We start from the raw sequence: 4,825 nt of genomic DNA, 5'->3' as shown, positions 1-4,825 counted from the left end.
TGCCCTACGGAAAATTAGTTGGGTTCTAGCAAGTTTGCAATCGCCCTCACTAACTCCTCTGGCTCTACAGGTTTTGTAATGTGAGTTTGAAATCCTACCTGAAGTGCCCTTTGTTGGTCAATTTCTGCGGCATAAGCGGTTAGTGCGATTGCCCGAATGGTTCCTCCTTGATTCGGTGGGCGAGATCGAATCTGCTGCATCAGCATATAGCCGTCCATCTCAGGCATACCTATGTCACTCACTAGCACGTCAGGAGTGAACTGTTCTAGAGCTTGCAAAGCTTCTAAGCCAGAAGCGACGGCTGTCACATTTGCCCCGCTTTGTGACAGCACAAATGCCTGAAACTCGCGGGTATCTGGTTCATCATCTACCAGCAAAATTTGAACCCCGTCTAAAGGCACTTCTGCTTCTGTCTGGGTGTGGATTGGGTCGGATGCGATCGATGTTGCCTGCTGCATGAGGGGCAATTGGATGATCAAGGTTGCGCCTTGATTCTCACCCTGGCTTTCTGCTGTAACCGTGCCCCCGTGCATTTCTACAATTTGCCGCACGATCGCAAGCCCCAATCCCAACCCGCCAAATTTGCGTGTCGTTGAGCCGTCTTCTTGCCGAAAATACTCAAATACATGGGGCAAAAACTGTGTATTGATGCCCTTGCCAGTATCGATTACCCGAATCTGAGCTAGCCCGTCGAGTTGCCGCAGTTCAACAGTTACTTGTCCGCTGTTAGGTGTGAACTTAACCGCATTGGTAAGCAAATTCCACACCACTTGCTGCAAGCGGGCTACATCGCCAGAAATCAAAGCGATCTCATCAAGATCAAGAGCGATCGCAATATTTTTTGCTTCTGCTGCCAAACGCACCGTTTCAACGGCGGCAGAAATCACAAAGGTCAAACTGACCGGAGCCGCTCTTAAGCTGAGTTTGCCCTGCATGATGCGGGAGATGTCGAGCAAGTCTTCGATTAGTTGCGTCTGTAAATGGGCATTGCGCTCGATAATTTTCAAGGCTTCAGCTTTACGGGCTTCGCTCAGTTTGCCCTTTTGTAGTAAGCGCACCCAGCCCAAAATCGGGTTGAGAGGCGATCGCAATTCATGGGACAGCACCGCCAAAAACTCATCTTTGATCCGGTTGGCGCGATCGGCTGCCTCTCTTGCGGCTTGTTCACGAGCAAGAAGTTGTTCTCGTTCTGCCTGAATGCGTTTTTGCTCAGTAATATTGAGTACAGTGCCGAGAAAGCGTTGTGGTTTGTCGGCAGCATCAAAGTAGGCCTGTCCTCTGGCCGCAATCCACCGTTCAACCCCATCCTGAATCCCAATCGTGCGATATTCTACGTCACACTTGCCGTTGCTGGCTGGATTCAAAGTCCATTGCATCACCTGTTCTAGGCGGTCGCGATCGTCGGGGTGCAGTCCGGCAAAAAAGGCCTCAATGCTGCAAAGAGCTTCTGGTGGTAAGCCAAACATGGCTTTGCAACCCTCATCCCAAATCAATTGATTGGTGATCAGATTCCAGTCCCAAGTGCCTAATTGGGCAGCTTCGATCGCCATGCGGAAGCGGTTGTCACTCTCGCGCAGTGCGGCTTCGGTGCGGGCGCGTTCAACTGCCGCCCAAGTGCGCTCGGCTACTTCTTCCGCCAAGGACACCTCGTCCGGTGTCCAAGCTCGCGGTTCAGATGTGTGAACTGCCAGCCCCGCTACAAATTCGCCCCCCTTGATCAGGGGTATGCCAATGTAGGCACAGATCTCAATCGCGGCGTAAGCTGCTCGCTGCTCTGGGGACAGGTTGGGATCGGCTTCCACATCAGACGCGGACACAGCGCGACCAGTGCGGTAGGCTGCGAGCAGCTTGGGGCCGAACGAATCAATCGGGTAGTTGCCAGCGAGTGCTGCGGCTCCGTTGACATAATCACGCTCAACGACGTAATCAGCATCGCGAACCTCGAAGTACGCCACCCGGTTCGCGCCCAGATATTCGCCCAGCACACCGCTGGCCGTAGCCTGAATCTCTACTGGGTCGGCAAGCAGACGCAGCGCGTCGGTCAGAGAGACGCAAAAAGCATTAAATTCGGCGGTTCGGCGCAAAATTTCTTCTGAGAGTTTGCGATCGCTAATATCTTTGAAGACAATAGCAACTTTTCGCGCTTGGGCTTCACCGGTGCGACAGGCATAGACATCAAACCATCGATTCATTGCAACAGAGGCATTTTCAAAGCGAGCAGGTTCACCCGTTAGAGCAACTTGACCGTAAATCTGAATCCAATAGCCTTCTAAATCTGGAACTAACTGACGCGCCGTTTTCCCGACCGCCTGTCGAAGTCCTGTTTGTTGCTCAAAGGCGGGATTGATCTCTAAGAAGCGGTAGTCGAGCGGCGTATCATTTTCGTCAAATAGCACTTCAACAATGCAGAAGCCTTCGTCGATCGACTCAAACAGCGTCCGGTAGCGTTCTTCGGATTGACGCAGGGTTGCGGTAGTTTGAATTTGCTCGGTCACATTCCTGAAATAAACGGTGATACCGTTTCGGGCAGGGTAGGTGCGAACTTCGTACCAGCGATCGTGATCCGGGTAAAACGCGGTCATTGACCCAGCCACACGATCTTGCATGGTGCTCCAGTAGACCTGCTCCAACTCATTGCCAATCAGTCCTGGATACTCTGACCACAAATTTTTGCCAATCAAATCGCCTGGAGTGCGATCAAGTAGTGTTTCGGCAGATGGATTCATATAAGTAAACTGCCAGTTCTCATCTAGGGCAAAGAAGGCTTCAGCGATGCTCTCCAGAATATTTCGAGTCTGCTCCTCGCTTTGGCGCAAGGCTTGTTCTGCCTGTCTGCGTAAGCGAAGCTCGTCGGAGATATCGGTGATGTCTCGCGTCACGCCTGCCACTGCATCTACTGCGCCGTTGATGCCCAAAAGTGGCACGAAAATATATTCATAGGCGCGCGTGCCGATTGCGCTAGTGTAGGACGATTCATCCTTGAGCGGCTGGCGCGTGGCGATCACCTGTTGAATCTGTTGCTGAAGTCGGGTCGCTAAATCCGTTGGATAATCCAGCTCAAAAAAGTTCTTCCCCAAAGCTTCATCTGAAGTTTTCTGCCAAAGATTGAGCAACGCCGGGCTGACATAGGTAAACCGTCCTGCCAAATCAAAGGTGTAAATAGAATCGGGAATTGCAGCGACGATCGCGTCGAACTTCCGCAGTTGCCGTTCGAGATCGGTGCGGCTCTCGCCTAATGCTGCTTCAGCACGGGCACGTTCAACAGCTGCCCACGTCTGCTCTGCTGTTTCCTCGACTCGTTTCACCTCATCTTCCGTCCAAGGACGAGGGTTTGCCTGATGCACCGCCAGCAGCGCGACAAATTGCTCGTTCTTGATCAGCGGCACATCAATATGCGCGGCAATATCAATCGTTTGATACCTTGCCTTCTCGCTGGCTGTGTATTTAGGGTAGTTTGCCACATCAGGAACGATCGCCGTTCGCTCCGCTTGATGATCATCTGTCAGGTTGCGCCCAAAGTCTTCCAGATGGTACAGTCCGCTCAGCTCGGCAACGCCGTTCGTGTAGTTTTTATGAACGATGATCTCTTTGCCGCCTGGTAACACTTCAATGTAAATAACGCGGCTTGCGCCTAGAGACTCACCCAGAACACGGGCAGCGATCACCTGAATCTCATTAGCATCAGTCAGCGGGCGTAGCGCATTGGTGAGCTTGACTCGAAACGCATCGGCTTGGGCAGCTTGACGCAAGGCATCTGTTGATGTACGTCCTTGCAGCAGATCAGATTCTAGCTGCGTCTTTTCTGTCGGCTGGGCTTGATCGAGTTCTGTCAACAGGATCTCCACAGCCGTTTTTAGGCTGTCCGGCCAGGTTTCGACAGCCCCTAGCGGCGTCTGGGACCAATTGTGCGATCTCAACAATGCGCCTATCTCGCCGCCACCAACAAAGAGGTTTTCAGCCCAAGCCTTGTGTTCCTCTGCCTTCATGCTTTCAGATCCTTTGTCGGAAAGTATTTTTTTCGAATTGTCTGACTGTGTTTGCATAAGGCGGCATCGGGTGACTCAGACAATTGGTTTAGCAGAGCATCAATTTGCTTAAGTGCCAAAGGAGAAGGAGTCGCATGTCCGTTTTCCCAGCGATTGATCGTTGGAAATGTGACACCGAGTTGAGTCGCAAACTTCTCCTGTGTCAGCTTCAGGGTTTGCCGGAGTTCCCGAATCAATTGACCCACAGCTGGTTGTTCAACACCAAGGTAATCCTGATGGAAAGGCATACGACTCAAACTTTATAAAGTCCTTTATTTCTATAAATTCTATAAATTTTGGTTAGTTTTGGCAAAGAAACAATTTATCTCAAGACGTAAAGTGTTTTTTTTTGGCTTTGAATCATAATTTCAGTAGACTGAAAATTTTTCCAAAAGCCCTACCAGTTCTTCATTTCCACTTGATAATACAAAGATCTGAAATCAGCTTGTAATAATATGCCTTATTTCTTACCTTTTCTTTCGCTAATCCTGGGCTGAAGATGGCGAAGAGCATTCCACGTTATCCGTGATCGTGTAATGGGGGCGGAATAAGCTTATCCTCTGGATAAGCTTTACATAAAAGTTTTTGTTTGAATTTCTGGCAGATTTGAGGCACTCATACCCGAAACTATTGTACGCTTAAGCATTGGGTGATTAGTATAAGTAAATCCCGTGTCAGAGTCAGAATGGAAACAAATAACAGTTAATTTATCAAATCGCTGTAATACCCCTGCCTCAACGCTTCGTAGGCAGGGGATGTAAAGCGGTCAAAAACGAAACACCTTCTGACCAAAATTGAGC

Annotated in this window: 2 protein-coding genes; both read right to left on the bottom strand. The window is 50.2% G+C overall.

Going from position 1 to position 4,825, the window contains the following annotated elements:
• Positions 1–14: 14 nt before the first annotated feature.
• The gene (locus ACYTXL_RS33055; RefSeq protein ID WP_461928272.1) at positions 15–3,986 is read right to left on the bottom strand and encodes a PAS domain S-box protein; all 3,972 of its coding nucleotides are present in this window, start codon (positions 3,984–3,986) and stop codon (positions 15–17) included.
• On the bottom strand, positions 3,983–4,273 hold the full coding sequence (locus tag ACYTXL_RS33050) for a helix-turn-helix domain-containing protein (RefSeq protein ID WP_461928273.1): 291 nt from the start codon (positions 4,271–4,273) through the stop codon (positions 3,983–3,985). Before ACYTXL_RS33050 ends, ACYTXL_RS33055 begins: the two co-directional genes overlap by 4 nt.
• Between the last annotated feature and the right edge of the window lie 552 nt (positions 4,274–4,825).

The organism is Nostoc sp., from assembly GCF_054880495.1.
Note: the sequence above shows the minus strand (reverse complement) of the source record. Positions and strands in the feature narration are given on the sequence as shown.

Bases quoted from the DNA above. Each gene is read 5' to 3' on its own strand.
- ACYTXL_RS33055 (WP_461928272.1), bottom strand. From the start codon at position 3,986: ATGAAGGCAGAGGAACACAAGGCTTGGGCTGAAAACCTCTTTGTTGGT.
- ACYTXL_RS33050 (WP_461928273.1), bottom strand. From the start codon at position 4,273: ATGCCTTTCCATCAGGATTACCTTGGTGTTGAACAACCAGCTGTGGGT.